The sequence below is a fragment of the Pasteurella pantherarum genome, assembly GCF_049670885.1.
Lineage (GTDB): Bacteria > Pseudomonadota > Gammaproteobacteria > Enterobacterales > Pasteurellaceae > Pasteurella.
This window is the reverse complement of sequence record NZ_CP187173.1, coordinates 26,725-51,999: the sequence shown is the minus strand read 5'-3', so window position 1 is coordinate 51,999 and position 25,275 is coordinate 26,725. Positions and strand designations below refer to the sequence as shown.

The following is a 25,275-nucleotide window of genomic DNA, read 5'->3' as shown; positions in this document are numbered from 1 at the left end:
GATTATTTTTCACAGGTTTGGGTCTGTTCATCATAACGACCACCATAATCTAAGCAGCTGTCTTTTGGATCAAGTGTCAATAAAAACATACCTGCTACAAACAAAATGACGCTCGCCAATACCAATGCTGAACAACCTAAGGCGATTTTTTTCCAAGAAAACATGACTTCTTCCTTCTTTTATGATGGGACAAAAGTGCGGTCAAAATATCAAAAATTTTCACCGCACTTCCGCATGATGAGTAACCTTATGGGTTACGTTTGAATTTACTGAAATCAGGTGCCCGTTTTTCATTGAAGGCATTACGACCTTCTTGCCCTTCTTCTGTCATGTAGAATAACATGGTGGCATTACCGGCTAATTCTTGTAAACCAGCTTGACCATCACAGTCGGCATTTAATGCCGCTTTCAAACAGCGTAAGGCAATTGGGCTGTTACGTAGCATTTCACGACACCAACGCACCGTTTCTTTTTCTAACTCGGCATAAGGCACCACGGTGTTGACCAAGCCCATCTCCAAGGCTTCTTTCGCATCATATTGACGACATAAAAACCAAATTTCACGGGCTTTTTTCTGTCCCACAATGCGTGCCATATAGCTTGCACCCCATCCCCCATCGAACGATCCTACTTTCGGTCCTGTTTGACCAAAAATGGCATTTTCTGCAGCAATGGTTAAATCACAGATCATATGTAACACATGACCACCACCAATCGCATACCCAGCCACCATCGCTACCACAGGTTTTGGACAGGTGCGAATATCACGCTGAAAATCCAACACATTTAAATGATGTACGCCGCTATCATCTTTATAACCACCGTAATCACCACGCACTTTTTGATCCCCACCAGAACAAAAGGCTTTTTCACCTTGCCCCGTGAGCACAATCACGCCAATTTTTTCATCAAAACGGGCATCAGAAAAAGCTTGGATCATTTCTTTTACCGTTTGAGGACGAAATGCATTTCGCACTTCAGGGCGGTTAATGGTAATTTTCGCAATACCATCGCTGGATTTATGGTAAAGAATATCGGTATAACCTTCGCTATGATCTTGCCATTCAATCGGTGCATAAAGTACATCATCTTTTGGATTTTGCATCGTAAATTCCTTCAATTTGAGTTATAAGAAAACTGCGGTCATTATAGCGGAAGTTTCTATAATTCGTTATAAATTCTTCAAACAGACACTGACTTCACCGCATTCCACGCCTTTATTGAAATAATCGCTGATGTTTTTCCCTCAACCTATCTATATCCACTTGCAAACTTAAACTCTGGCTTGCACGTTCAAGGGCTTGGCTTGCCATCAATAAAGCCGCTTCAGACACGTCTTTTTCTGGGGCATTACGCCAAATGCTCGCCAACACTTTTTGCATCACTAAATTCACTTCCAAAATCCCTGCTCCATCTCGTGAAATAGGGGCAAAAGCATCACGAATCCACTCACCACAGGCTAAATGTGCAATAGACAAACGATCATACCCCGTTTCTTCTGTCTCTTTTGCTGGCGTTTCTTTCACAAATAAGCCCATCATCATCGCCATAATATTAATTGCCGTACCTGGATCATTAACAGCTGGCGATAACGCGCGTTGAGCAGCCTCACTTAACACAATGAATCCCCAGTTAGGATCTTGCTCATAAGTTCGCACTTTCGATAACACAAAACATTGACGAATCACTTCTTCATCAAGTTCTGCTTGGCTTTCCACCGCACAAATCGCCGTATCGGGCGAAATTAACTCACCTGGGCGGACATAAATATGCATATAGCCGTCCATATTTTCCATTTTATTTTGCAAGGTTTGCATATCAATATGCGTTAAATACCCACTCTTTTTCGCTGTAATATTTTTCGCCTGATCCGTTAATAAATGATCCGACACGGCTTTCATTTGCGGATACGCCCGATATTGTTGCAAAGCTTTGTCGGTGACTTGCTCAATTTTTTCGAGCGTGTTTCCCAAACGCCCCAATTGCGATAAGGTGTAAACCCAACGAATTAAGGTAATAATTAAATACAACAACACTGCAATGGTACTGATAAATAAAATAAAACGCCCATTTTGCTCATAAAACGCCATACCTAATGCCGTTTTCGCGATAATGGCGTAAATAAAAGCACAAATAAAACTGGTAATGGCGGTGCGTGTGGTGCTGTCCCCCATCACTAAATCTGTGGCTCTTGGCGTGGCACCACTTGAGGCGGAAGCAAAAGCAGACACCATAATCGATAAAGAAAACGTGCTCACCGCCAACATACTTGATGCAATCACATTCAATAAACTTTCTAGCGTATCTTGTTGAATGTTGGGTAGTGTCCCCACTTCAATTGTTCTTGCCCCCAAACGTAATGAAAACACAAAAATGGCTGTTACTACTGCCCAGCTTGTTGCCGTCACCCACAATTGATTACTCGGCTTTTTTAATGCCAATATCCATTGATACATCATAAAAACTACTCCTTTAAAAAATAAACAAATTCTGTTCAAGCTTAACGCAAAAATCACAAAAAGTAAGTACAAAATATCGCATTCAAAAATAAAAAACTGTCTTAAAAAGCACCGCACTTTTTGCCCAATGTATACTGCCTCGCCCACGTTTTTTATGCTGTCATTTTCATGAGGTGACTATGCTCATGAAAAATCGCCCATGACAGAGATTATTCTTTATCCCCACCTCAGTTTCCCCTATAATGAAACGTATTTTTCTATCTATTTTTAACTCAAATTGATTAAGACGTGATTATGACAACATTCAATGTAAAAACTTTCCAAGGCATGATCCTTGCATTGCAAGAATATTGGGCAAACCAAGGCTGTGTGATTGTGCAGCCCTTTGATATGGAAGTGGGAGCGGGTACTTCACACCCAATGACCTGTTTAAAAGCCCTAGGCCCTGAACCCATGGCTGCCGCTTATGTACAACCTTCACGCCGCCCGACGGACGGTCGCTACGGCGAAAACCCAAACCGTTTGCAACATTATTACCAATTCCAAGTGGTGATCAAACCGTCGCCAGATAACATTCAAGAACTCTATTTAGACAGCTTAAAAATGCTCGGTTTCGACCCAACGCAAAACGACATTCGTTTCGTGGAAGACAACTGGGAAAACCCAACACTAGGGGCGTGGGGCTTAGGCTGGGAAGTGTGGTTAAACGGAATGGAAGTGACCCAATTTACCTATTTCCAACAAGTGGGTGGTTTAGAATGTAAACCCGTTACAGGTGAAATCACTTACGGTTTAGAACGCTTGGCGATGTACATTCAAGGCGTGGACAGCGTGTACGATCTCGTGTGGTCAGACGGTCCATTAGGCAAAACCACTTACGGCGATGTATTCCACCAAAACGAAGTGGAGCAATCCACCTATAACTTTGAATACGCCAACACTGATTTCTTATTCTACTGTTTCGACCAATACGAAAAAGAAGCCAGCGAACTCTTAGCATTGGAAAAACCACTGCCGTTGCCAGCTTACGAACGTATTTTGAAAGCCGCACACAGCTTCAACTTGCTCGACGCACGCAAAGCGATTTCCGTGACTGAACGCCAACGCTACATTTTACGCATCCGTGCCTTAACCAAAGGCGTCGCCGAAGCCTATTACGCCAGCCGTGAAGCATTAGGGTTTCCTGGTTGTAAATAAAGTGCGGTCGATTTTTTAGGGATTTTCACGATGAACAAACCAATTTTATTCTTTGCTAATCTCTGCCCTGATACCACCCCATTTGTGGCAGAACTTAAACGCTTAAATGTGGGATATGAAGGGGTGGAAATTATGTCATCCATGGCAAATTTCAAACGCTTTCTGAAATTGCGTGATCGCCATCCCGCTTTTGAACAAGCAAAAGTAAATGGTTATATCGGCATTCCTGTGTTGTTATTGGAAGATGATCGAGTGATTTTGGATAGCGAACAACTCAAAGGTATTTTTGACTAAATATTAAGGAGCAAAAAATGAAACTTTGGCACTCAACCACTAGTCCGTTCGTCCGCAAAGTCATGGTGGTAATTAAATATCATCATTTAGATAACCAAATTGAACTACAAACCGTTCAAGCCGCCTTTGACCCAAATTCACCACACAACCAAGATAATCCGCTTGGTCGTGTGCCTGCATTGCAACAAGACAGCGGTGACTGGCTCTACAATAGCCAAGTGATTGCGGAATATCTTGATGATCTTGGCACAAAAAGTTCGCATAAACCTCGTCTTCTGTCACAAAGTGATGCACGTTGGAAACAGTTACAACTGCACGCCTTAACCGACGGCATTATGGAAAACACCTTACCTGTCATTTCCGAACGCTTACTTCGTCCTGAAAATGAATGGTGGACAACTCGCCAACAACAACTGATCGATCGCAATATTCGTAGTTTCAAAGCATTAGAGCATTATCTTGCCCAATTTGGTGAGGAATTAAATTTAGGCACCATTTCTGCGGTTTGCGTGATTGATTGGTTCATTATGCGTGGTGAAAAACTGGACATCAACCTTCAAGAAATCGCACCGTGTTTGGTGGATTGGGCGAAAAAAATGAATGCGAAATACCCAGAATTGGGAGAAACGCAGACGAAGTAATTCGCTTTAAAAACGCTATGATAGGCTCATAACGATAGGCTCATAACGCAACCTTATCCAAAAGGTCTATGAACACCGTCGCAGAAATTACGTTCTCATCAAATAGATACAGAACGAAAATGATGGCAAAGGTTAAATCGGAATCAGCAGTTAGGATTCCGATTTAGCTCCTATGATAGCACCCCTATGATAGCACCCGTCTTTGACGGGCGATAATGAAAAAAGGCACTCGTTAGGAAACGAGCGCCATCAAGAGGTGCCATCAAGAGTTGGTAAACTATAATACCAAAATGACAGGATAAACCCCTAGCTAGATTTTTTTAATTGCATAAAAGGAACATGGCATGTCTGATTTAATTCAATTAGTGGTTTTAGGAGCCATAACATATGGTGCATATCGGATAATTTCTAAATTAAACAACATAGAAGGGAAAGATTTTGAAGCATATCGAAAGCGTTATCCAGATTTAGTTAAGGACGGGAAAGTTACTTGCTGTAATTGTGGAGGTAATTCTATTTATATAATGAGAGAACGCCCTAACTCATTTTTGTTTCACGGTATTATGGTTCATACTTGTCGTACTTGCGGATGTACCTTATATTTTTCAAAAAATTAATTCTAGAGAAAACAATTACAACCCCTATGGTATCACCCGTCTTTGACGGGTGATAATGAAAAGGCACTCGTTAGGAAATGAGCACCATCAAGAGAGTAATATGAAAAAAATAATACTTTATGTGCTTACATTTTTAAGCCCACTATTGCAAGCTAACAACATTAAATACGATAAAAAAGCGCTTTATGGTGATTGGCATTGTCAAATAGAAAATAAAGATCATAACACTAAAGTAATGACAGACTACCGTTTCTATAAAAATGGAAAGGTACAATCATTCTCAATGTTAAGATTTCCTGCAGATATATCTAAATCTGATATTATGGGAACGTTACATTATAGCTATATTGCTGAAGGTAGTTGGAAATTGGATCAGGAGCAAATCATAGTTACAACAGACATTATTACTAACCTTAAGAAAGATCATAATTCTATTAATAAAATGCTTATTGAAACAGATCCTGAAATGAAACAGTTAGACAATAATTTATTTAATAGTCTTCAAAATAAAACTTTACTAGGTGTTTCTGATAAATTGATTATTCAAATTAAGCTAGTTGAGAAAAATGAAAACTCGGATATAGCCCTTTTTATTTCAAATAATGTGGCACAAGGCTTTTGTCTTAGACCTTTAAACCCAGAAATTTGGACAGAATATTTTCAACAAATTTTCCCAAAAAAATAGATATTTTTATAGAGAGATCAAATGACAACAAAAAACTTCCTCGCCGAGATCGGCACTGAAGAGCTGCCACCGAAGGCGCTCAAGAAATTAGCGACTGCATTTGCAGAGAATATGGAATTGGAGCTGAACCAAGCGGGTTTAACCTTTGACAAAGTAGAATGGTTTGCAGCACCTCGTCGTTTGGCGGTGAAAATGTTGGGCTTAGCCACTAGCCAACCAAGCAAACAAATTGAAAAGCGAGGTCCTGCGGTGTCTGCGGCGTTTGATGCGGAAGGCAAGCCAACTAAGGCTGCAGAAGGTTGGGCACGGGGTTGTGGGATCAGCGTTGAGCAAGCAGAACGCATTGCGACGGATAAAGGCGAATGGTTAGTTCATCGTGCAACGATCGAAGGGCAGCCAACCAAAAACTTGCTGAAAGATATTGTGGCAAATGCCTTGGCGAAATTACCTATTCCAAAACCAATGCGTTGGGCGGACAAAACGGTTCAATTTATTCGTCCTGTTCATACGGTAACGATGTTACTTGGTGATGAATTAATCGAAGGCGAAATTTTAGGCGTGGAAAGCGGTCGCACTATTCGTGGTCACCGTTTTCTTGGTGAGCGTGAATTCCAAATTTCACATGCGGATCAATACCCTGCACTATTAAAAGAAAAAGGCTCAGTAGTGGCTGATTTCAATGAGCGTAAAGCATTAATTTTGGCGAAATCACAAGAAAAAGCCACCGCACTTGGTGGCGTGGCGGATATTGAAGAAGACTTACTTGATGAAGTGACTTCACTTGTGGAATATCCAAATGTATTGGCTGCGAAATTTGAAGAACGTTTCCTTGCAGTACCTGCGGAAGCATTAGTGCACACAATGAAAGGCGACCAAAAATATTTCCCAATTTATGACAAAGATGGAAAATTATTACCGCACTTTATTTTTGTGTCGAACATCAATCCAGAAGATCCAAGCAAGATCATTGAAGGGAACGAAAAGGTGGTTCGTCCACGTTTGACCGATGCGGAATTTTTCTTCAAAACCGACTTAAAACAACGTTTGGAAGATCAGTTGCCACGTTTAGAAACCGTGTTATTCCAACAACAACTTGGCACCTTGCGTGATAAAACCGCACGCATTGAGCAATTAGCTGGCGAAATTGCGAAACAAATTGGTGCAGATGAAGCCAAAGCCAAACGTGCAGGCTTATTATCAAAATGTGACTTAATGACCAATATGGTGTTTGAATTTACTGATACGCAAGGCGTAATGGGTATGCACTATGCACGCCACGACGGTGAAGATGAAGAAGTGGCGGTGGCGTTAAACGAACAATATATGCCACGTTTTGCGGGCGATGAATTGCCGAAATCCTTAGTGGCAAGTTCAGTGGCGTTAGCGGATAAATTCGACACGCTCACAGGGATTTTCGGTATCGGTCAACAACCAAAAGGTAGCGCAGACCCATTTGCTTTACGTCGTGCGGCATTAGGTGTGTTACGTATTATTGTTGAGAAAAACTTACCACTTGATCTTGAAGAAATTGTGAAAAAATCAGCCGCACTTTTCGGCGACAGACTCACAAATACAAACGTAGTGGAAGAAGTTGTCGACTTCATGCTTGGTCGTTTCCGTGCGTGGTATCAAGACGAAGGCATTGCGGTGGACGTGATCCAAGCGGTCTTGGCTCGTCGTCCGACCAAACCGTCTGATTTCGATGCTCGCGTGCGTGCGGTGTCGCACTTCCGCACTTTAGAAGCCGCAGAAGCCTTGGCGGCAGCGAACAAGCGTGTGAGCAATATTCTTGCCAAAGTGGAAGGCACATTGCCTGCGAAGATTGATCCTGCATTGTGTGTGGAAGCCCCTGAAAAAATCTTGGCTGAACAGGTGATGACATTACAAGCGGAACTTGCTCCTTTATTTGAGAAAGGGGAATACCAAGTTGCCCTTGATCGTTTAGCTGCATTACGTGAGCCTGTGGATCATTTCTTTGATAACGTTATGGTGAATGCCGAAGATCAAGGCTTACGCCAAAATCGCTTAGCCATTTTAAACACCTTGCGTAATTTATTCTTACAAGTGGCGGATATTTCCTTATTGCAATAAACCCACTTTTCTTTATACAAATGGCATCTCAATAGAGGTGCCATTTTTACTTGGTAAGTTATTGGCTGACAAGTTAAACTGACGAAGCACATTTCCATCATCACACCCGTGATGCCCTACCGACCGAAAGAGGTGGATTATCTTGTTGCTTGATCCTGTTGTTGACAGCAAGCACAGCACATTTAACTCAGAAGGAACAGTGTATGATTTATTTCTCACAACAAGAACTTGATGCGTTTTTATTAGAAGATATTTATCGTGGCGATCTCACCACGCATGCGTTAGGACTCGAAAAAATCCCTGCACAAATTCAATTTAGACGGAAAAACGCGGGGATTGTGGCAGGCATTCATGTGGCAGAGCAATTGCTCAAAAAATTGGATCTGCAGCCACAAGTTTATGTAAAAGAGGGCAAACAGGTCGCCGCAGATACTCTGTTATTAAGTGCAAGAGGGCATGCAGATGCCTTGCATCAGGCGTGGAAAGTCGTGCAACTTGTTTTGGAATGGTCTTGTGGGGTCGCCCAATATACAGCAGAGATGATCGCCAATGCCAAAGCAATTAACCCCAATGCGGTGGTGGCTTGTACCCGTAAAAGTATTCCCAATACCCGTAAACTGGCGACCAATGCCGTGTTAGCCGCAGGAGGGCATATTCATCGTCAAGGCTTAAGTGAAACCTTATTGGTGTTTACCAATCATCGTAATTTATTAGCCATGCCAGATAATTGGCAACAGATCGTGCATACCTTAAGACGTGAAGCCCCCGAACATAAAATCACCTTAGAAGCAGATAATTTAGACCAGTTTGAGCAAATATTACGAGCAGAACCCGATATTATTCAATTAGATAAGTTTTCTCCCGCTCAAGTGGAAGAAGCATTGAGATTATTAAAACAAAGCCAAAGCCCGACAATATTATCCGTCGCGGGTGGCGTGAATAAACACAATGTGGCGGATTACGCCAAACTCGGCATTTCACTTTTTGTGACTTCCGCCCCTTATTACGCTCCATATGAAGACATTAAGGTGGTAATTCAACCACAATAACCCCATTCATCACCATGAAAAGTGCGGTCATTTTTAAACACAGTTATCTCATCAAACTTTTTCAAAAAGCACCGCACTTTCCTTTTTAGCTGAACCGTTCAACCTTATTTACCATGGTGATTTTACCTCGGTATCTCTGCTCATTCTTCGGTCAAAATCGCTTAAAAATACCTCAATCGGGTTAATTTTATGCACTGACAAATAAAAAACACATTTTGTTTATTTTTTACCCTTTTCTTTTCGAATGTTTTCCAGTATAGTTGCGCCTCTCTTAACCTTGTACCATCTCAATCTGTTGTAGGACTTTTATGGCAAATTACTTTTTGCGTATGACTCAAAATGAGCAAACTAAAACGTTAACCTTTACGTCTAAAAACCCTCTCATTTTAAATGCTGATCCAAACACTCAATATGAAGTGTTAGATGCGTTTGGCAACGTCGTTGTCCCTGCTCAAACCGCATTTAAAAATAAAGATTTATTGATGTATGTTGGGCAAATGAAAACACCGAGTGTGATTCTGAAAGAATACCGCACGTTGTACCCACATCAGCACAGAAGTTATATTAAGCAACTCGAAAACGAATTTGCGATTGCCGAACCGATTGAGATCTCAAGCGATACGGTTCACACGGTGTTAGCCTCAGAAATTACGACATCGGCTAATTCTAGCGTAGGTGTTGTGGTGAAACCCACTTATGCTGACAAAGCGGACAATGCCCCTGTGCTTGCCGTACGCAAAGAAAATGCCCCTTTAGCAGAACAAGTGGTCGAGGTGATTCCCGTTAAACCAACTCAGCCAGAGCAACCTCAACCTGAGCCAGAACAGCCTCAACCTGAGCCAGAACAACCTCAGCCTGAACCAGAGCAGCCTCAACCTGAGCCAGAACAACCTCAGCCTGAGCCAGAACAGCCTCAGCCTGAGCCAGAACAACCTCAGCCTGAGCCAGAACAGCCTCAACCTGAGCCAGAACAACCTCAACCTGAGCCAGAACAACCTCAGCCTGAGCCAGAACAGCCTCAGCCAGAACAACCTCAGCCTGAGCCAGAACAACCTCAGCCTGAGCCAGAACAGCCTCAGCCAGAACAACCTCAGCCTGAGCCAGAACAGCCTCAACCTGAGCCAGAACAGCCTCAACCTGAGCCAGAACAACCTCAACCTGAGCCAGAACAGCCTCAGCCTGAGCCAGAACAGCCTCAGCCTGAGCCAGAAAAACCAGTGGTGACACCAACACAGCTGCAAGTCAGTATTGATACGATTGCTAATAATGATGTGATCAATGCACAGCACGCCACGCAAACCTTAACCATTTCTGGCACACTGAAGGCAGATCGCCCAATTGAATCAGGGCAAGTCAATGTGATCATCAATGGCGTGAGCTACCCTGCCCAGCTTTCTGACAATCATCAGCAATTCAGCGTGCAAATTGAAGGCACTGCCTTTGCACAAGGCACTCAAGTAGATGTGCAAGCACAAGTGAATGCGGGTGATGCTTTAGGGCGTGCAGATGCACAGCGTGCGTATCACTACGATGCAACATTGCCAACGGCAGACATCACCATTCATCCGATTGCGGATAACGATGTGGTGAACTTCACTGCAAGCACCACAAACCAAACCTTATCAGGCGATCTCACTCTGCCAGCGGATGTGAATAAAGAAAACGTCAAGGTGTTTGTCGTCATTGGTGAGCAAAAAATCCCAGCTAGCTTAACGGAAACAGGTTGGCAAGCCAATGTAGAAGGCAGCTTGTTATCTCATGCAGAAGGTCAACAACGTGTCAAAGTACAGGTGGAACTCACCGATAATGCGGGCAATCAAAATATTTCAGAAACAGACCGCACTTATCATGTAGACACCCAACTTGATCCATCCATTATCGAGATCAACCCTATTACGCAAGATAATGTGATCAATGCCATTGAAGCACAAGCTCAAACCATTAACGTATCTGGTTACGTGAAAAATACCTTAGCCAATGCCAACGCCAAAGCTGGTGATCGCATTGTGTTACGTGTGGGGGAAGCAGAATTTACGGGCATATTAACCGAAACAGAAGGAGAGCTAGGCTTCAATGTGGCGGTCAATACCATTGCCTTAGTGAATCACCAAAGCATTCATGCCACTTTAACCACCCATGATGAAGCGAAAAATCAGGCGACGGCAAATCAAGATCACGAATATCATGTCAACACCACCTTAGCCGCACCAACCATTCGTTTTGATCACGTCACTACGGATAATGTGATTAATCAACAAGAAGCCAGCACAGAAGTGACCTTAACGGGACATTTCGATGTCGCAGAGACGGTTAAAGCGGGATCGGTAAACATCTTATTAACCTTCGGGGAAGAAACCAAAGTCGCTACGGTAGATGAAAGCAGCAAAACCTGGTCAGTAACGGTGCCTGCGAATTTGCTCGCCACCCAATCTGGCGATCAACAATTTAGTGCCACGATCAGTGTAGAAGATCAAGTGGGTAACCAAGCAAGCCACACAAGCCAACACGCTTACCAAGTGGATTTAGACATTGATAAACCCGTGATTACCATTAACACCATTGCAGGGGATGATGTGCTCAGTCCGAACGAGGCGGAAGGCAATATTACCGTAACAGGTCGTGTGGATAATGCCTTTGAGGGGCAAGAAATCCGTATCTCTTGCGGTTGTTTAACCTGTACTGGCACCCAATGGATCGACCTCACCACCAAAGTCTCGGATGGACAATTTAGTGTTAATTTTATCGGGGCAGAACTCAAAGCCTTAGGGCCGGGCAGTGCGGTGATCAGAGCCAATTACACCGCAACCGATCCTGCAGGCAATACCTCAAGTGCCGATGAAACGCTACGTCAATTCACCATTGAAAATGAAAAAGACAATGTGGCATTTGTGATCGATCCAGTCACTGGCGATGGCATTATTAATATTGAAGAAGCCAAACAAAACACCATCACGGTGAGCGGTCGCATGCTAGAAACCTTACCTGGTCATCGTGTTACCAATGTCAAAATGCAAATTGGCGATTGGATTGCTCCCGTTCGCATACCTAAACAAAGATGGGATAAAACCTTTAGCCTAGATGTACCTCAAGAGGTGCTCGAAAAAAGCAGTGAAATTAAACTGCATGTGGCATTGTTAACCCCAACTGGCGAGCGTTTGTTGATCACCTCGCAAGATGGCACCTCTTCCTTGCCAGCTAAATATCGCTATGATGATACGCCACCGCAATTCTCTGTTAGCATTGACCCGATCAATCAAGGCAACACCTTCAATATGGCGGATCGTGGCAACATGACGACCTTATCTGGTCGCGTCGTCTTTGATGAAAATGATATCAAAGCCGATAGTGTACGGGTGGAGGTTACAATCAATGACAAGGTTTACCCCGCTACGGTGGATATGGCGAGCAAAACGTGGTCATTGCCAATGGCAATTGATGCCCTAACTCTTGCACAAGGGACACAAAATATTCATGCCAAAGTTTTTGGCAAAGATATTGCAGACAATGCAGGAGAAAGTGAGAGTACGCTTGGCACTTATCAGGTGGATACCGTCGCACCTCAGCCTGAAATTCATTTACAGATCGGCGAAAACAACAGCATTGATCAAACAAGTCAGGAAGATGTGGTCATCAAGGGGCAAATGAAAGGTGAATTTAGAACAGGTGAGCAAGTCACCTTATCCATTAATGGTCAAACACACCTTGCCACCATTCAACCTGATGGCAGCTTTAGCCTGAGTGTGAGTGCGGCAGCATTACGTCAATCGCTTCCATTAAGTATTGAAGCCCATTATGAAACCTTAGACGATGCGGGAAACCTAGGCAGTGTCAACACACAACAGCCTTACTCGCTGTCTCAAGGGGATATTCATATTCACTTAAATCCGATCACCCCTGATGATTTCATTAATGTCACGGAAGCCAAACAAGCCTTACAGATTTCAGGCAAGATTTCAGGGACAGAAGCCAGTGCTCAGAGCACGGTAACATTACAATTAAACGGTAAAGCGATTCCTGCCCAAGTTGATGCAGATCTTAACTTTACGGCAACCGTGGAGCTTGCGGATTTTAGTGCTAACACAGGCTACACCTTGAAAGCCCAAGTTGAGGGCAATCACAATGCCACGGCACAAACCAACCGTGTGTATGATATTGCTGCGGATGCTATCGCTAAAATTGACATTAATCAGGTGGCAGATAACTTTGTCGTTAATCCAGCGACCACGACCCGTATTAGTGGGGTCGTTGAATTTGATGGCATTTACGGCACAGGGAAAAACACCGAATTATTACGTAATGTTAATGTGAAAATTGGCGAAAAAACCTATAGTGTGGGCTTTAATGGTAAAGCGAAAAGTTTCTTTATTGATATTCCAAATGACGAATTACATGCACTACATGGCAAAGCCATCAGCATTGACTTTAAAGATCTTGCTACCAACAAACCTGATAACTTCGCTTATTCTTTGACACAAAGGAAAGATGGTAGCTACCAATTAAATACACATACAAATGTCACGCCAACGGTGAAAACGCTGACCTTAACCAGTGATGCCATTGAAAAAACCGCAGACAATAGCTATCAAATTCATAAACCGCATGCCGATACCCTCATCGTGAAAGGGACGGTGTCAGGGATTGCGAAAGTGGGTGATAGCATTGATGTGACGATTGGTGAACATCATTATCAAACTGTCGTTTTAGAGGATAAAACCTTCAGTTTAGCAGTTTCCCCTAGCCATTTGGCACAAAATGCGAACAAAGCCATTACTGCGACCTTAATCACACAAGATGCCGCAGGGAAAACCTTGCGTGTGAGCGACATGGAATACTATGCCTTACCGCATGAAACCCGTGGCGAGTTTGTCAGCCAACACCAGTTTATTGAAAAAAATCAGCGTAAAACCGATCACACAAAAGAGGATTATAATTTTGCCTACTTCATTAACGGCATTGATGCTGGTGGACGTGGTGCAGGTTACCATGCCAAAGCCCCTATTGGTGGACTAGATGAACCTTTGGTCATTAAATATTCCTTTATGTCGCCAGAAGATGCCAAAACGGATACATACCGTCCACAGGCAACAGGACAGATCGACACCAATTCTTATTTAGAATACCCAGAACGTTACCGTGAGTTTATTCGTGATGTGTATAAAAATATTGCTGAACACGTCAATCTACGTTTTGAAGAAAGTAGCGAACCACTCAGAATGTTCGAAGGCACACGTTTTTACCGTGCGGTCTTAAAAGATGGGATGAAAGGTGCCTCTGCCTTTGCGTGGAATGGCGGGGATTTAGTGTGGAATAGCAGATGGTTTAGTGATAACTTCATGATCTATACTGCGATCCATGAAATTAGCCATACCTTACAAATGACCCACACGGAAAGAGGCGGCAAACCTATTGCAGGTTATGAAACAGAAGCCAGCACCGAATTTGCTGCTATGTCTTATAACTACAACAGTTTTATTGACTACCGCAATCTGCGTGTTTATGACCTCGCCTTTTTACACTATCGCTTTGGTGTCAATAAAACAAAACGTGCAGGCAATGACACCTACGGCTTCAAAGACTATAACGCCACCACAACAGATGGCGGGTTATATATTTGGGACGGTGCAGGTATTGATACCTTTGATGCCTCTAACGAACTAAAAGGCGTGAACGTCAACTTAACCCCAGGTTCGTGGATTTATCGTGGTACAGAATTAAGCAAATACTTAATTGTGAAAGATAAATCTCAGCACAGTAAGCAAGCCTATTTTGATTTACCAGACGACACACAAATTCACGGTAAATTTAATGGTCGTTGGGATGCCAGAGAATTGCTCAATTATACAGAAGATCAAGGTTTCATTGGTTATGGCACACAAATTGAAAACCTCATTGGTTCTGATCATGATGATATTCTGACAGGTAACCATGCCGATAATAATATTTACGGTGGGGCAGGCAATGATGTAATTAAAGGTGGCAAAGGCAATGACTATCTAGATGGTGGGGCAGGCAATGACCAATTACAAGGTGAATTAGGCGATGATACCTATGTGGTTGATTCCACAGCAGACAAAGTGATTGAACTTGAAAACCAAGGCAATGATAGCATTCTCAGCCATGTGGATTACACCTTGCCAGTGAATGTGGAAAACCTGACCTTAATTGGCATCACAGCGAAAAATGCAACAGGTAACGAGGGCGATAATACCCTCACCGCCAACAATATTGGTAACCATCTAGACGGTGCGGCAGGCAATGACCGTTTAGTGGGTGGCTTAGGGGAAGACACCTTAACAGGGGGTGCTGGTCAAGATACTTTCGTCTTTAATACTCAACTGAATGGCAACATTGATACCATTACAGACTTTAACGTTGGCGAAGATATCATTGAATTATCCAGAAATGTCTTCACGGCATTAAGCAAAGGCATGGATAACCTCGCAGACTATATCAAATATGATGCGGAAAGCGGTGAGCTCTCTTATGATAGCGATGGTCATGGCATTACCGATGCAATCCATTTTGCGACCCTAAGTAAAAACCTCACCTTACAAATTGATGAACAGAGCTTTAATATTGTTTAAATCTGTTTTTCATCACAAGCCCACAATCTGCACGGTAAATCTGCCGTGCAGATTTTTTTATTCGTCTGACTCTCCACTGGGATTAAGCACACAAAAAAGCCTAAGGATTTCGCCTTAGGCTTTTCAAAACATACTCAAAATTGACCGCACTTATGCGGTCATTAAGCACCATGTGCCGTGCTTATTTACCATCCCATGCGTGGATGGCTTTCGCACGAATATCTAACTGGTTTTGTGCATTGCCTTTAAAGTAGTTTTTATCTAAACCACCCATCCAGTCACCATAGTTATCGTTTGGTAAAATAATGAATTTTTTACCAAATTTTAGACTGTTTTCAGCCACGAACATACGGCGTTCTGCATTACTTTTCTTGTAAGTGCTATCACCAAAGTCATTTAAGTTATCACCGACAAATAACACAATGTCATAACCCATGGCTTCCACTTGTTTAAAGCGAACTGATTTATTGGATTTATCTTTTTTCAATAATAACGTTTTCTCACTCACACCCGTAAAGCCAAGGCGTTTCATATCGTCCACCGTACCCGCTTTTTCAACATCATCACGACGGTTAGACACGAAGAAGACCGTTCCCCCATTTGCATTCACATAATTAGAGAATGCGACCGCACCTGGAATGGCAGCAGATTGTCTTGCATCCACCCATTTTGTCCATGTTTCTGGTGTGAAATCTTGACCTGTTTTAACTTGCCAACCTGCATATGCACTGTTATCAATCATGGTTTCGTCTAAATCCACCACCACGGCTTTTTTCTTACCTTTTGCCGCTTTAGCATGATCAAATGCCATTTTTGCTGTATTAAAGGCTTGGTGTGCCAATGCCGCATATTCACCAGATTGCTGTGTCCACACTAATCCCAACACCGCTTGCTGTTGTAATTGTGCTTGATTAGCTTGCTCTTTTGCTTGTTCTAACGCTTGTTGGTTAGAACAGGCTGCCAATAATACAAATGAGCTGATTGCTACTGCCGATAATTTAAATTTTTTCATTGCATTCTCCTTGAATAGCCGTTGTGATTTTGCATTCAAATGTAGCAAATATTTTACTTAATTTACATAATACGACCTATTTAATGTGATATAGATCACAAATATTTTACTTTTTTGGCAAAACGCTGTCTACCATGTTGTTTCCTTGACCTCATCATCAACAAAACAGCGATATTTTACACCGCACTTTTTTACCTGATTTTAGGCTATAATGAAGGACAAATTTTTATTGAAAATAACGGATAATTTATGGCTAAAATCGCAGAAAACCCTTTAGTATTGGTTGATGGTTCTTCTTATTTATATCGTGCATTCCATGCATTCCCACCGTTAACCAATTCCTTAAATGAACCCACTGGTGCTATGTATGGCGTGTTAAATATGCTCAAAAGCCTGATTTCACAGGTGCAACCTAGCCATATTGCCGTAGTGTTTGATGCCAAAGGTAAGACCTTCCGTGATGAGATGTTTGAACAATACAAATCACACCGCCCCCCTATGCCAGATGAGCTACGCCGTCAGATTTTACCGTTACACCATATTATTCGTGCATTAGGCATTCCATTGTTAGTGGTTGAAGGTGTCGAAGCAGACGATGTGATCGGAACTCTTGCGGTGCAAGCCTCTCAAGCGGGTCAAAAGGTGTTGATCAGCACAGGGGATAAGGATATGGCACAATTGGTGGATGACAATATTATGTTGATCAACACCATGAATAATAGCCTTCTGGATCGTGAAGGTGTCAAAGAAAAATACGGTTTGCCGCCTGAACTCATTATTGATTACCTCGCCTTAATGGGGGATAGTTCAGACAACATTCCTGGCGTACCAGGTGTGGGGGAAAAAACCGCATTAGGGTTATTACAAGGCATCGGCAGTATGTCAGAGATTTATGCCAATCTCGACAAAGTGGCGGAGTTGCCTCTTCGAGGTGCCAAAAAACTCGGGGAAAAATTACTGGCGGCAAAAGACATGGCGGATTTATCTTATGCCCTTGCCACCATCAAAACCGATGTTTCACTGGAGATCACCCCCGATCAATTACGCATTGGCACAGCCAACAAAGATGAATTGATCGCCTCTTTCGCTCGTTACGAATTTAAACGTTGGTTAACGGAAGTCATGAATGGGGAAAGCTCGGTAACCAATGGGACAGAACAATCGGTCAAGGTGAATCATTACCAAGCCACACCGCCTGCGGTGGAAAAAGAAAGTGCAGTGCAAATTCAGATTGATCGTCGCCAATATGCTTGTCTTCTCAGCTTAACCGAATTAGAACAATGGCGTGATAAATTAAGCCAAGCCACCCTGATTGCCATTGATACCGAAACGGACAACCTTGATTACATGGCAGCCAATTTAATCGGCATTTCCTTTGCCCTCGAAAATGGGGACGCTGCCTATTTGCCACTACGTCATGACTATGTGGGGGCACCTGAACAAGTGGATTTTGACACAGCTCTCGCCTTGCTCAAACCGATTTTAGAAAATCCTGCTATTCAAAAAGTGGGACAAAATATCAAATATGACTTAAGTATTTTGGCTCGTTATGGCATTGATGTAAAAGGAATTGCCTACGACACCATGCTACTTTCTTATGTGCTAGATAGCACGGGCCGCCATAATATGGACGATCTGGCTAAACGTTATTTAGGGCATCAAACCATCAGCTTTGAAGATATTGCGGGCAAAGGAAAAGGACAACTCACCTTTAACCAAATTCCCTTAGAACAAGCCGCAGAATATGCCGCAGAAGATGCAGATATCACCATGAAACTCCAACAAGTCTTATGGTCTAAAATCAGCGAGCACCCGACATTAGTCGCTTTATACCAGACTATGGAACTGCCGTTATTGTCTGTGCTGTCTCGCATTGAACGCCATGGCGTGTTGATTGATTGTGATGCCTTGTTTGCCCAATCCCATGAAATTTCGGCAAGATTAACTCAGCTTGAACAGCAAGCTTATGAACTGGCGGGACAACGCTTTAATCTTGCCTCCACCAAACAATTGCAAGAGATTTTATTTGAGAAATTGGGCTTGCCTATTTTGAAGAAAACGCCAAAAGGGGCACCTTCTACCAATGAAGAAGTGTTAGAGGAACTGGCTTATGATCATGCTTTACCGAAATTACTCGTTGAGCATCGAGGGTTAAGCAAATTAAAATCCACTTACACCGACAAATTACCGCAAATGGTCAATCCGCAAACTGGGCGTGTGCATACCTCTTATCATCAAGCGGTAACAGCCACTGGGCGTTTATCCTCTAGCGATCCGAATTTACAAAATATTCCGATTCGTAACGAAGAAGGTCGCCGTATTCGTCAAGCCTTTATTCCTCGTGAAGGCTTTACAATGGTTGCGGCAGACTACTCTCAAATTGAATTACGCATCATGGCTCATCTCTCCCAAGATGCAGGACTCATTAACGCCTTCCAAGCAGGAAAAGATATTCACCGTGCCACTGCCGCCGAAATTTTTGCCCTCCCACTTGATCAAGTGAGTAGCGAACAACGTCGTCGTGCTAAAGCCATTAACTTTGGTTTAATTTATGGCATGAGTGCTTTCGGACTTTCTCGCCAATTAGGCATTCCTCGTCCTGAAGCACAACAATATATCGATCTATATTTCCAACGCTACCCAGGTGTGCAACAGTTTATGCACGATATCCGTGAAACCGCAAAATCACAAGGCTATGTGTCCACCTTATTTGATCGCCGTTTATATTTGCCCGATATTCAATCTTCGAATGCTATTCGTCGTAAAGCGGCAGAACGTGTGGCGATCAATGCCCCAATGCAAGGCACTGCCGCAGACATTATTAAACGAGCCATGATTGAGTTAGATCGCCAAATTGCCGACAACCCTGACATTCAAATGATTATGCAAGTACATGATGAATTGGTGTTTGAAGTGCGTGCCGACAAAGTGGCAGAATTTAGCCAGTTAATTAAACACACAATGGAAAATGCCGCTAAGCTTGCAGTGCCACTGATTGTGGATGTTGGCGTGGGACATAATTGGGATGAAGCACATTAACGCCGTGCATAACGGGAAGTGCGAAAAATTTGTTGAAATCTGACCGCACTTTTTCACCTAGACAAACAAAAGGGCAAATCAAATTTGCCCCTTTCCCCACCACTAGGCGGTTGGTTTCTTAATTAATTTTTTACGCATTTTGATGTTGATCATTTCCACCACCACAGAGAAGCCCATCGCAAAATAGATATAGCCTTTCGGAATATGGAAATCTAAACTTTCCCCAATCAGAGCAACCCCGATCAAAATCAAGAAAGAGAGAGCTAACACTTTTAAAGTTGGGTGCGTTTCCACAAAATCACCGATAGGTTTTGCGGCAAACATCATCACTAACACGGCTAACACAATGGCAATGATCATCACTTCAATTTGATCCACCATGCCCACCGCGGTAATCACCGAATCCAGTGAAAACACAATATCTAAAATCGCAATCTGAGCTAAAATGCTAAAAAAGCTGACTTTTTTCGGAACATCCGTGACACCCTCTTCTTCTGGCGACATGGCATGATGAATTTCATGCGTACTTTTCGCCACTAAGAATAACCCCCCAATGAGCAAAATTAAATCTCGACCTGAAATTTCTTCTTGTAACACCGTAAACAAAGGCGTGGTTAATGACATCACCCAAGAAAGCGATAACAAAAGCAAAATTCGCATCGCCATTGCTAAACCTAATCCAATCAAACGCCCTGATTGACGCTGATTTTCAGGTAAACGTCCCACTAAAATACTAATAAAGATAATGTTGTCTATCCCTAATACAATTTCTAGTGCTGCTAAAGTAAAAAGAGCCACCCAGGCTTCTGGGCTAGCAAGCCATTCAAACATAAATTTTTTCCTTTTTTTTGTTAAAAAACAGACAAATCATATAATGATGCTTATTAAAAAGCCAAAGAATTTCACTTAATTGGCTAAAAATTGTTGCAAAATTTCATAGGTAAAGGCTTTGCGTAAATAAAAGCCTAATGGCAAGGTGTCAATCATTTCCCCTCGCTGACCAATGGCTTTGGTTAAGGCACGACTATTCGCCCCTTTAGGACGAAGCTGTAACACTTCACCTAATGTGGCGTTAATTTGTGTAATCTTCCCCAATGCAATATAGTCCATTAATTCTTCCCAATCTTGCTGTAAACGCCATTCTTGTTCTGCGGTGGGTTGCCATAAAATCCCTTGACCAATATGACGTTCTGCCAAGGGTATTTGACGTTCCCCTTCAACGGGAATCCAAAGCACTTTGCTCAGCTTATATTTCACATGAGAATGTTGCCAAGTGACGCCCGTGTTTTGAACCAAGGGAGCAAGACTCACAAAGGTGGTTTCGAGCGGGTAACCTTTAGCATTAATGGGTAAGGTTTTCAGTTCAATCCCCAAGTGGGCAAAATCTCGCTCTGCTTTACTGCCTGCACTTGCCCCTAATGCGGTTTCAATCAGCATACCCACCCAGCCTTTATCTCGTTTTAAATCGGGGGGAACGGGAATGTGTAATTCTTCCGCCAATTCAGCAAAGGTTAAACCTGCAATCCATTGGGCACGTTGTAAAAGTGCTTGTTCAGTTTGTGGAATCATAAAGTGCGGTCTGTTTTAGAAAAATTTTGTTGGTATTTTTGTAACCCTTTCGGTTTAACAGATTCAATGCCTTTATCGACATAAGGAATCTGTTCTAACTGTAAAAGATGACGTTTAATCGGCAATCCCCCACCAAAGCCTGTTAAAGCACGATCCTTGCCTAAAATACGGTGGCACGGAATAAGAATGCTAATGGGATTTCGCCCTACTGCCCCACCCACCGCACGCACAGCTTTCGGGTTGGCAATGCGTTTTGCCAGTTCCGCATAAGAGGCACTTTCACCGTAACCAATTTGTTGCAATGCCTGCCACACGGCACATTGAAATGCCGTACCTTGGGGGGCTAAAGGAATGCCTTTAAAATCCTCTTTTTCCCCCGCAAAATAACGACTTAACGCCTGTTTAACGTGGAGAAAAATTGGGCGTTTGGCATCCTCCACCCACGTTGAATGGGGTAACATTTGCTCTTGTTCAAAATCCAAATTGGTGAGTTTTTCATCTTGTGCAAGCATCAATAAACGCCCCACAGGTGCGGCATAATAACAGTAATAGATCGTTGACATCATTCCCCCAAAAAAGAAAAAAGCGTACCGAAGTACGCTTTATTATCTAAGATTTTGATGAAATTAGAAACGGTAGTTCACATTTAAACCATAAATGTTGGCTTTCGCTTTCACCATAAATGGATATTTACCGTCTTCTTTGAAGCTATTTTTCTTACCACGAAGGTGAGAAAAGCCTGCATCTAAAGAAAGGCTTGGCGTGAAACGATAAGTTGCCCCTACGCTATACCATGTACGGTCAGTGTCTGGAATGGAAATACTGTGGTGATCTTGTGCTGCACTTTCATCATATGCCATACCTGTACGCACAGTTAAGGCATCTGTGACATCATAGCTTGCACCAAGGGCAATACGTGAAGAATCTCTAAATTCTTCTGTTTTTTGGAATAAGGTGGTGCCATCAGTACTTAATGCACGTAATTCCTTGAATTTGCTCCATTGCGTATATTTGAAGCTATAGTGCATTGCAAAACGCTCGGTCATTTTGTGATAACCAGAGATTTCCCAATACGCTGGAAGTGGTAAATTTAATGAACCTGGGATTGATTGACCGCCTGTGGCTGTTACACCTTGTGCTTTTAATGCAGCGACAACCATTGCATCTGCCCTTGGGAATTGGTTGGCATATTGTCCTTTAAATTTTAAATCCACTTGGGAATGATACGCCACACCAACACGGTTACGTGGATTAAATTCATACACTAAACCCGCATTCCAACCAAAGCCCCAAGTATCGCCTTTTAGTCTGGAAATCACAGTGTTATCTGGTAACTGGGCTAATTTGGCAGTAAGAGCTTTCGCCCCCTCTGCTTTTGCTCTTAGTTCAGCAGGAGCATTAGCAGGTAAAGAGGCTGCCACTTTTGCGGCTTCAGCAGCCTTCGCTTTTAATGCCACGCCTGCATAACGTTCAAGTTCAGCTTTCGCATGAACGGCATTCAACCCTAAACCGAAACTTAAATTATCGGTAATACGGTAAGCCCCGCTGAAATTCACATTAACCGCTGTTAAATCGGTTTTACCGCCTAAGAAACCTGCATGATAACTGTTAGAAAATTCGGTCGCTAAACCGTAGTTCACATTGATTCCGCCACCCACAGCGAATTTGTCATTGATTGGATATACCCCGTAAAGATTCGGTACGATAGCATTCGGTGCAATATTTTTATAAGCAAAACCAGGAACAGGGGATTCTAAATCAATGTTTGGATCAACATAAATTGCACCCACAGAAATTTCAGCCTGTTTTAATAAGCTCATGAGTGCTGGGTTAGTGGCTACCACAGATGCATTATCCGCAATGGCGGCTTCACCTGCGTAAGCACGACCTAAACCAGAAGTGGACACTTCTGCTAATTGGAATGCAGCGGCTGATGCACTGCCTGCGATCACCGCCAAAAGAGAAGAAAGAAGAGTTTGAGTAAATTTGCTCGTTGTTGCCATTTTTAGCCCTTGTTATTTTTAAGTGATTCTTTATGTGATTTAAATAATATAAAAACCGTTGGATTCTAAAGAAGTCTAGGCAGTGGTGCAATTTATTTGTGTGGATTGATAAGAGTTCAGACCAGTAAATCACCGCAATGTAGGCTTTTTGTTCTAAGTCAATTTTCCCTAAATAAAATACGCTTAAATTTTACCATCTGTCTCGAAGGGTGCTAGAATAAGGCAAATTTTATATGTCATTAAGGATAAGATTATGAGTAAAGTAAAATGTCGTGCTGAAGAAGCAAAAGCCTGTTGCTGTGTTGATGTCGGTACCATTATTGATGGTTCAGATTGCACAGTTGATTTTGAACAACTCTATGCCAATGAACAATTAGCACAAGATGCACTTAAATACCTCGAAGAAAAAGCCAAAGCGGCGGAAAGTGATCCTTGTCAAATTCAAAGTGAAATTCAGCTTGTCGAGGGCGGGGCATTGTTAAAAGCACAATTTGTGTTTAGTTGCCAAGCAGAAGCCATGATTTTCCAACTTTCAACACGTTAAAAATAAAAAAGTGCGGTCTTTTTCACCGCACTTTTTCCATAACAGCTTGTTGCCAAAAACCTCGTCATTAATACGAGGTTTTTCTTTGAGAGCTCTTCCTTTAGAAACCCGCTTGTTTTTCTAACTGCTCCACAAGACCATCTTCTAAATGTAATGCTTGGGCTAATTGTCCTAAGAACACAATTTCTTTACGTGATAAATCTTGGCAGACCATACGTGCAGCTAAATACACTTGGCTCGCCAGTGCGGTATCATTGCCAACCAAGCGGGCAATTTCTGTCACCGCAATTGGGTTTTCCACTTCTTGAGTTAACCAGTTTTGCAATTCGGGATCGTTCCCCGCTTCTTGGCTGATTAACGCTTTTTCGTTGTCATCTAACACACCATCCGAAATGGCGGCGGCAATCATGGTGCGTAAAATCAATGCACTCCCTTCTTCAGGTTGTGGCATCGCCGTGAACGCCTCTGCTGAAAGTGGGCTACCCGACTGTGTCGCAGACTGATTTTGTTGATATTTTTGATAAGCTTGATAAGCCAAACTGCCCAACGCGGCTAAAGAACCTAATTTCGTTAATTTTGCACCACCGCTTCTGCCTAATACCATGGACAAAATCCCTGCTAAAGCTGCACCGCCACCCACTTTGGTGATGGTATCTGCGGTAGTTTGGCTCGGTTTGTTGATCTTGCCGGCAGATTTGGTGACAGTATTTAAAACTTCATTTAAAAGACGATTAAAATTCATGTTAGCTTCCTTATAAGGTTCAGATGAAAGTGCTTTAGACCATCTTGGTCAAGAAAGATTCACACAATAACACATTCCGAAAACTTTGCAAAAAATGACCGCACTTTTACCCTTGTAAGTGTGTTAACACCTCTTGAGTTAAACGTCCAATTTCTTGCCAATTTTGTTGTTCAATCAAGGCTTTTCCCACAAACCAAGATCCACCACAAGCCACCACATTAGGGATGGCTAAATACCCTTGGATATTGTGTAAATCAATGCCACCTGTTGGCATGATCTGCAACATCGGATAAGGTCCGAGCAATGCCTTAATCATCGCCACACCGCCAGAGGCTTCCGCTGGGAAAAATTTCACCAGTGAAATTCCCATGTCTAACGCCGCTTCAATTGCCATAGGATTATTCACCCCAGGAATAATCGGCAAGCCTAAACCTTGGCAATGTTCAACAATTTTCGGATTAAACCCTGGTGTTACCACACAATCAGCCCCCGCCTCTTTGGCTTGTTCCACTTGCTCTACGGTCAGCACCGTCCCTGCGGCAACAAAAATATCAGGACGATGTTGCTTCAACAAACGGATCGCTTGTGCGGCAACAGCCGATCGAAAAGTGATTTCCACCACAGGCAAGCCCTTTTCTTTTAAACAATCTGCTAAAGGTAAAATCCTATCGGGATTATCCAATGCAATCACTGGAATCACTTTCCATGAGCGTAATTTATCAAGTAGCTGTGTTGTTGTGTAAACCATA

The 25,275-nt window shown here is 42.7% G+C and carries 20 protein-coding genes; 10 read left to right on the top strand and 10 right to left on the bottom strand.

Annotated features, from left to right (window positions below; all coding sequences use genetic code 11):
• Positions 1 to 2 precede the first annotated feature (2 nt).
• The 3 genes from ACPEEM_RS00240 to ACPEEM_RS00230 all read right to left on the bottom strand — a co-directional run bounded on the left by ACPEEM_RS00240 (position 3) and on the right by ACPEEM_RS00230 (position 2,459).
• A complete protein-coding gene (locus ACPEEM_RS00240) occupies positions 3 to 164 on the bottom strand; it encodes a hypothetical protein (protein WP_424402372.1) in 162 nt (53 codons plus the stop codon).
• 83 nt (positions 165 to 247) lie between these two features.
• On the bottom strand, positions 248 to 1,105 hold the full coding sequence (gene menB / locus ACPEEM_RS00235; RefSeq protein ID WP_424402371.1) for a 1,4-dihydroxy-2-naphthoyl-CoA synthase: 858 nt from the start codon (positions 1,103 to 1,105) through the stop codon (positions 248 to 250).
• Between the two features lie 112 nt (positions 1,106 to 1,217).
• Positions 1,218 to 2,459, bottom strand: a complete 1,242-nt coding sequence (locus ACPEEM_RS00230) for a DUF2254 domain-containing protein (RefSeq protein ID WP_424407261.1) — start codon at positions 2,457 to 2,459, stop codon at positions 1,218 to 1,220.
• Positions 2,460 to 2,753: 294 nt separating this feature from the next.
• On the opposite strand from ACPEEM_RS00230, the gene glyQ reads away from it, so the two are divergent.
• From glyQ to ACPEEM_RS00190, 8 genes are all read left to right on the top strand, one after another.
• On the top strand, positions 2,754 to 3,656 hold the full coding sequence (glyQ, locus tag ACPEEM_RS00225) for a glycine--tRNA ligase subunit alpha (RefSeq protein WP_424402369.1): 903 nt from the start codon (positions 2,754 to 2,756) through the stop codon (positions 3,654 to 3,656).
• A 30-nt stretch (positions 3,657 to 3,686) separates the two neighbouring features.
• Positions 3,687 to 3,950 (top strand): hypothetical protein, encoded by a 264-nt coding sequence (locus tag ACPEEM_RS00220; RefSeq protein WP_424402368.1) that lies wholly within the window; start codon positions 3,687 to 3,689, stop codon positions 3,948 to 3,950.
• Positions 3,951 to 3,967: 17 nt separating this feature from the next.
• Entirely contained in the window at positions 3,968 to 4,591 is a 624-nt protein-coding gene (locus ACPEEM_RS00215; protein ID WP_424402367.1) for a glutathione S-transferase N-terminal domain-containing protein, read from the top strand.
• 344 nt (positions 4,592 to 4,935) lie between these two features.
• Positions 4,936 to 5,208, top strand: a complete 273-nt coding sequence (locus ACPEEM_RS00210; protein ID WP_424407259.1) for a hypothetical protein — start codon at positions 4,936 to 4,938, stop codon at positions 5,206 to 5,208.
• A 100-nt stretch (positions 5,209 to 5,308) separates the two neighbouring features.
• Entirely contained in the window at positions 5,309 to 5,893 is a 585-nt protein-coding gene (locus ACPEEM_RS00205; protein ID WP_424407257.1) for a hypothetical protein, read from the top strand.
• Positions 5,894 to 5,914: 21 nt separating this feature from the next.
• On the top strand, positions 5,915 to 7,984 hold the full coding sequence (gene glyS, locus ACPEEM_RS00200; RefSeq protein ID WP_424407255.1) for a glycine--tRNA ligase subunit beta: 2,070 nt from the start codon (positions 5,915 to 5,917) through the stop codon (positions 7,982 to 7,984).
• Positions 7,985 to 8,187: 203 nt separating this feature from the next.
• Positions 8,188 to 9,033: a ModD protein gene (modD, locus tag ACPEEM_RS00195; RefSeq protein WP_424405349.1), complete on the top strand. Its 846-nt coding sequence runs from the start codon at positions 8,188 to 8,190 to the stop codon at positions 9,031 to 9,033.
• Positions 9,034 to 9,341: 308 nt separating this feature from the next.
• Entirely contained in the window at positions 9,342 to 15,617 is a 6,276-nt protein-coding gene (locus ACPEEM_RS00190) for an Ig-like domain-containing protein (RefSeq protein ID WP_424407253.1), read from the top strand.
• Between the two features lie 181 nt (positions 15,618 to 15,798).
• On the opposite strand, the gene ACPEEM_RS00185 is transcribed toward ACPEEM_RS00190, so the two are convergent.
• Positions 15,799 to 16,629 carry a 5'-nucleotidase, lipoprotein e(P4) family gene (locus ACPEEM_RS00185; RefSeq protein ID WP_424402361.1) on the bottom strand — a complete coding sequence of 277 codons (831 nt, stop codon included), beginning with the start codon at positions 16,627 to 16,629 and terminating at the stop codon, positions 15,799 to 15,801.
• A 249-nt stretch (positions 16,630 to 16,878) separates the two neighbouring features.
• Here ACPEEM_RS00185 and polA point away from each other — a divergent pair, with 249 nt between their 5' ends.
• Complete coding sequence (gene polA / locus ACPEEM_RS00180) at positions 16,879 to 19,668, top strand: DNA polymerase I (RefSeq protein ID WP_424402360.1); 2,790 nt, start codon at positions 16,879 to 16,881, stop codon at positions 19,666 to 19,668.
• A 102-nt stretch (positions 19,669 to 19,770) separates the two neighbouring features.
• On the opposite strand, the gene ACPEEM_RS00175 is transcribed toward polA, so the two are convergent.
• The 4 genes from ACPEEM_RS00175 to ACPEEM_RS00160 form a co-directional block, all read right to left on the bottom strand.
• Positions 19,771 to 20,499, bottom strand: a complete 729-nt coding sequence (locus ACPEEM_RS00175; protein ID WP_424402359.1) for a TerC family protein — start codon at positions 20,497 to 20,499, stop codon at positions 19,771 to 19,773.
• Between the two features lie 75 nt (positions 20,500 to 20,574).
• Positions 20,575 to 21,237, bottom strand: coding sequence for a DNA mismatch repair endonuclease MutH (mutH, locus tag ACPEEM_RS00170; RefSeq protein WP_424407251.1), 663 nt, complete (start codon positions 21,235 to 21,237; stop codon positions 20,575 to 20,577).
• Positions 21,234 to 21,800 carry a methylated-DNA--[protein]-cysteine S-methyltransferase gene (locus ACPEEM_RS00165; RefSeq protein WP_424406175.1) on the bottom strand — a complete coding sequence of 189 codons (567 nt, stop codon included), beginning with the start codon at positions 21,798 to 21,800 and terminating at the stop codon, positions 21,234 to 21,236. The genes mutH and ACPEEM_RS00165 overlap by 4 nt, the downstream gene beginning before the upstream one ends.
• Positions 21,801 to 21,863: 63 nt before the next feature.
• Positions 21,864 to 23,240: a porin gene (locus ACPEEM_RS00160; RefSeq protein WP_424407249.1), complete on the bottom strand. Its 1,377-nt coding sequence runs from the start codon at positions 23,238 to 23,240 to the stop codon at positions 21,864 to 21,866.
• Between the two features lie 253 nt (positions 23,241 to 23,493).
• On the opposite strand from ACPEEM_RS00160, the gene ACPEEM_RS00155 reads away from it, so the two are divergent.
• Positions 23,494 to 23,784, top strand: coding sequence for a YfcZ/YiiS family protein (locus tag ACPEEM_RS00155; protein WP_424402356.1), 291 nt, complete (start codon positions 23,494 to 23,496; stop codon positions 23,782 to 23,784).
• A gap of 100 nt (positions 23,785 to 23,884) precedes the next feature.
• On the opposite strand, the gene ACPEEM_RS00150 is transcribed toward ACPEEM_RS00155, so the two are convergent.
• Positions 23,885 to 24,526, bottom strand: a complete 642-nt coding sequence (locus ACPEEM_RS00150) for a tellurite resistance TerB family protein (protein ID WP_424402355.1) — start codon at positions 24,524 to 24,526, stop codon at positions 23,885 to 23,887.
• 106 nt (positions 24,527 to 24,632) lie between these two features.
• Positions 24,633 to 25,274, bottom strand: coding sequence for a bifunctional 4-hydroxy-2-oxoglutarate aldolase/2-dehydro-3-deoxy-phosphogluconate aldolase (locus ACPEEM_RS00145; RefSeq protein ID WP_424407248.1), 642 nt, complete (start codon positions 25,272 to 25,274; stop codon positions 24,633 to 24,635).
• Position 25,275: the final 1 nt, after the last annotated feature.